Origin of the sequence: Rudaea sp. (genome assembly GCF_036383415.1) — a bacterium.
Classification (GTDB): domain Bacteria; phylum Pseudomonadota; class Gammaproteobacteria; order Xanthomonadales; family Rhodanobacteraceae; genus Rudaea.
Map to the genome: position 1 here is coordinate 1 of NZ_DASVOK010000274.1, position 4357 is coordinate 4357.

Here is a 4357-nt window from a genome sequence, read left to right on the forward strand (position 1 = left end):
CAGTTCGGCGCGCACGGCACCACATTCGGCGGCAATCCGCTCGCCGCGGCGGTCGCGCGTGTCGCCTTGCGCAAGCTCGCGTCGCCGGAAATTGCCGCGAACGTCGCGCGTCAATGCGACGCGCTGACCGCGGGCCTGCAATCGATCGATGCCGAGCTGAACGTATTCGACGGCGTGCGCGGCCGCGGCCTGATGCTCGGCGCCGTGCTCGCCGACGCACACAAGGGCAAGGCCGGCGCGATCCTCGATTGCGCCGCCCAACAAGGGCTGCTGCTGCTGCAAGCCGGCCCCGACGTATTGCGCTTCGTGCCGGCGCTCAATATCGGCGATCGCGACGTGAGCGAAGGGCTCACGCGCCTTGCGTTGGCATTGCGCACGTTCCTGAAGTCGTAGTCCGCAACACGCCGCGAATCAGTTTCCGGTGTGCATTAATCCTTGCGCCGCTTGAGCCGGATCACCGCCGAAACATCCTCGTCGCCGTAGCCCTGCGCCATCAATTCGGCGAAATCCACCAGCGATTTGTCCAAGGTCTCGTGGCCGACACGGGCCGACGCCGCGAGATCGCGTGCGATGCCGAGGTCCTTGTGCATCAGCGCGAGTTTGAAGCCGACGTTGAATTCGTTGCGCATCGCCGAGGCGCCGCGCTTGTCGAGATACCACGACTGCGCGGCACCGCCCGACAGCGTCGGCAGCAACACGGCCGGATCGAGTCCGAGCGCTTCGGCGAGCGCGAGCCCCTCGCCGATACCCTGCATGATGCCCGCGATCACGACCTGGTTGACCGCCTTGGTGTTCTGTCCCGCGCCGATGCCGCCGAGATGCGCGATGCGTCCGGCGTAGGCTTCGAGCACGGGACGTGCGCGTTCGAGCGTATCGGCATCGCCGCCGACCATGATCGAGAGCTTGCCGTTCTTCGCACCCTCGACGCCACCCGAGACAGGCGCATCGAGGAAATCGCCACCGGCTGCGCGCATGATCTTCTGCGCTTCGATGGCGGTCTTCGACGACACGGTCGAGTGATCGACCACGATCGTCCCCGGCTGCGCATTTGCGGAGATCGCGCGCGTCACGTCGAGCACGTCCGCATCGGCCGAGACGCACAACGCGATGATATTGCAACGCCTCGCCAGTTCGCCCGGATCCGCCGCGCCGAGCACGCCGAATTCCTGCGCGAACACCTGCGTCTTCGCCACGCTGCGGTTGGCGACGCCGGCGAGCAGGCCGACGCGCTTCAAGTGCGCCGCCATCGCCCAGCCCATGGCGCCGAGGCCGACAAAACCTGCTTTGATTTCCGCCATATTCTTCTCGATCAGTCTTCCGCCAAGTACGTGTAGCCTGTCAGGCCCGCTTCGAGCGCATCGCTCAATCGCTTGGCCTCGTCGCCTGCAATTCCCGCCCGCTCGATCTTGTTCGCATACTCGGCACGCAGCGCCTTCAGGTCGTAGCCGACATAGTCGAGCATCAGATCGGTCGTGTCGCCGCGGCGCAAGTGCGAGAACTCGTAATTGCCGTCGGACGTGAGGCGCACGTTGACCGCGTCGGTGTCGCCGAACAGGTTGTGGATGTCGCCGAGCGCTTCCTGGTATGCACCGACGAGGAAAATACCGAGGCGGTAGATTTCGCCTTCTTCCGGCGCATGCACCGGAAGGCTGACGTCGACGCCATCGGCATCGACATAGTCGTCGATGCGGCCGTCGGAGTCGCAAGTCAGGTCGGCGATCACGGCGCGGCGGTCGGGCGCGCGGTCGAGGCCGGCGATCGGCACGATCGGGAAGATCTGATCGATCGCCCACGAATCCGGAATCGATTCGAAGATTGAGAAATTGACGAAGTATTTGTCGACGAGTTTCTCGTTGAGTTCGTCAAGCGCCTGGCGATGCGAGCGCTCCTCGGGCTTGAGGCGCAGGCGCAGCGCGTTGACGATCGCGTAGTAGAGGTCGTCGGCGCGCGCACGCTGGCGCAGCGTGAGCTGGCCGAGCGCGAACAATGCATGCGCTTCGCTCCACTGGTGCTGCGCTTCGTGGAACAGTTCGATCACCGAGCGCTCGCCGATCTCGGTATGGATTTCGCGCAGGCGGCGCAGCACGACCGGCTCGTCCGCATCGCTCGGCGGAATGCGGCCTTCGGGCGCTCGCTCGATGTCGCTGACGTTGGTGACGAGCACGGCGTGGTGCGCGGTCATCGCGCGGCCGGTCTCGCTGATTACGTGCGGCGGCGCGAAGCCGTGCTCGGCGCAGGCCTGCGCGAGCGGCTCGACGATGGTCGAGGCGTACTGGTCGAGGCCGTAGTTGATCGAGCAGGCCGAGCGCGAACGCGTACCCTCGTAGTCGACGCCGAGGCCGCCGCCGACGTCGACGTAGCGGATCGGGATGCCAAGTTTATACAATTCCACAAAGTAGCGCGTCGCCTCGCGCATGCCGCTGGCGATGTCGCGCACGTTGGAAATCTGCGAGCCCATGAAGACGTGCAGCAACTGCAGCGAGTTGGTCAGGCCGGTCGCCTTGAGCTCGTCGATCAGCGTGAGCAACTGGCGCGGCGTGAGGCCGAACTTGGATTTCTCGCCGCCGGTGTTCTGCCACTTGCCCGCGCCGAGGCTGGTCAGGCGCATGCGCACGCCGAAAAGCGGCTCGACGCCGAGCGCCTTCGCTTCCTCGAGCGCCGGCTTCAGCTCCGACGGTTTCTCGATGACGATGAATACGCGCAGGCCGAGCTTGCGTCCGATCAGCGCTAAGCGCAGATATTCGCGATCCTTGTAACCGTTGCAGATGACGATGCTGCCAGGGTGCGCGAGCGCGAGCACGGCCATCAGTTCCGGCTTCGATCCCGCCTCAAGGCCGAAGCCTTCGCCGCCCGCTTGGGCGAGTTCGCCGGCGACGCCCTTCTGCTGGTTGACCTTGACCGGATAGACCGCGCTGTAGCCGCCGGCGTAGTCCCATTCCTTCATCGCCTTGGCGAACGCTCCCTGCAGGCGCGACAGGCGATTGCGCAGGATGTCGGCGAAGCGCACGAGCAGCGGCAGGCGCGAGCCCTTCGCCCGTGCCGCATCGACGATCGAGGGCAGGCTGAACGCCGGGCCGTCGGCGCCGCGCGGGCGCACGACGAGGTCGCCGTGATCATCTACGTCGAAATAGCCTTCGCCCCAATGCGCAATCGCGTACTGCGCGCGCGCGTCGTCGGTGGTCCAGCCCTGCTTGTTCAATGCCGTTGCTCCAGCCAAGGGACGCGTATTGTAACGGCCCTGTCCTGCGCCTGCGTGTCCTTGTCATTCGCAGCGGCTACAATCGCGCCCCTTCCCCCTTTTACCTGCGGAACGCCCATGTCGAACGAGCACACCTTCTGGTTCAACGAAGAGCACGATTACTCCGGCTCCTCGATCGGCTTCCGTGTGACAAAAAAGTTGCACGAGGAAAAGACGCCGTTTCAGACGATCGCGATCTACGACACGACCGACTGGGGCAAGCTGATGACGATCGACGGCTGCATGATGGTCTCCACGCGCGACAATTTCTTCTATCACGAGATGATGTCGCACCCGGCGCTGTACACGCACGCGAATCCGAAGAACGTCGTCATCATCGGTGGCGGCGACTGCGGCACGCTGCGCGAAGTGCTCAGGCACAAGGGCGTCGAAAGCGCGATCCAGGTCGAGATCGACGAGCGCGTGACGCGCCTGGCCGAGCAGTATTTCCCCGAGTTGTGCGAATCCAATAACGATCCGCGCGCGCAACTGCTGTTCATCGACGGCATCAAGTGGATGGCCGAGGCCAAGCCCGAATCGCTCGACGTCATCATCATCGACTCGACCGACCCGATCGGCCCGGCCGAAGGCCTGTTCAACGCGGCGTTCTACGCGACCTGCCTCAAGGCGCTACGCCCCGACGGCATCATCGTGCAGCAGAGCGAATCGCCGCTGGCCCACCTGCCGCTGTTGACCGACATCCGCAACGCGCTGACCACGGCCGGCTTCGAATCGCTGCACACGATCTGCTTCCCGCAGCCCTGCTATCCGTCCGGCTGGTGGAGCGGCACGATGGCACGCAAGCGCGGCAAGCTCGATGCGTTCCGCGAGGCCGATGTCGCCGCCAAGCCGTTCGCGACGCAGTATTACAACCTCGACATCCACAAGGCCGCGCTGGCGCAGCCGGAGTTCCTCAAGCGCGCGTTCGGCGGCTGATTCATTCGCGCTGCGATCGCCTCGTGCGCCAGCGCGCCCAATACGCGCTGGCATGGAAATCGAGGCGATCGAGCAGGCGCGCGACGAGCAGTGATTCACCGGCGACCAGCGCCGCGCCGACCGCCATGACGAGCAGTCCCGGTCCCGGCGTCACCAGCATGACGACGCCGACAAGGAAGACGA

Annotated in this window: 5 protein-coding genes; 2 read left to right on the forward strand and 3 right to left on the reverse strand. The window is 65.2% G+C overall.

Features of this window, described 5'->3' with window-relative positions:
- On the forward strand, nt 1-393 hold a 393-nt coding region (locus tag VF497_RS10115; RefSeq protein ID WP_330888262.1), incomplete at its 5' end, for an aminotransferase class III-fold pyridoxal phosphate-dependent enzyme.
- A 35-nt stretch (nt 394-428) separates the two neighbouring features.
- Here VF497_RS10115 and VF497_RS10120 read toward each other — a convergent pair.
- Both VF497_RS10120 and speA read right to left on the reverse strand, forming a co-directional pair.
- On the reverse strand, nt 429-1298 hold the full coding sequence (locus VF497_RS10120) for an NAD(P)-dependent oxidoreductase (RefSeq protein ID WP_330888264.1): 870 nt from the start codon (nt 1296-1298) through the stop codon (nt 429-431).
- Nucleotides 1299-1309: 11 nt separating this feature from the next.
- Nucleotides 1310-3199 (reverse strand): arginine decarboxylase, encoded by a 1890-nt coding sequence (speA, locus tag VF497_RS10125; RefSeq protein WP_330888266.1) that lies wholly within the window; start codon nt 3197-3199, stop codon nt 1310-1312.
- Nucleotides 3200-3316: 117 nt separating this feature from the next.
- On the opposite strand from speA, the gene speE reads away from it, so the two are divergent.
- Nucleotides 3317-4174, forward strand: a complete 858-nt coding sequence (speE, locus tag VF497_RS10130) for a polyamine aminopropyltransferase (protein WP_330888268.1) — start codon at nt 3317-3319, stop codon at nt 4172-4174.
- Between the two features lies 1 nt (nt 4175).
- Here the strand turns inward: speE and VF497_RS10135 are convergent.
- The coding region (locus VF497_RS10135) for a PGPGW domain-containing protein (RefSeq protein ID WP_330888270.1) at nt 4176-4357 on the reverse strand (182 nt) is incomplete at its 5' end.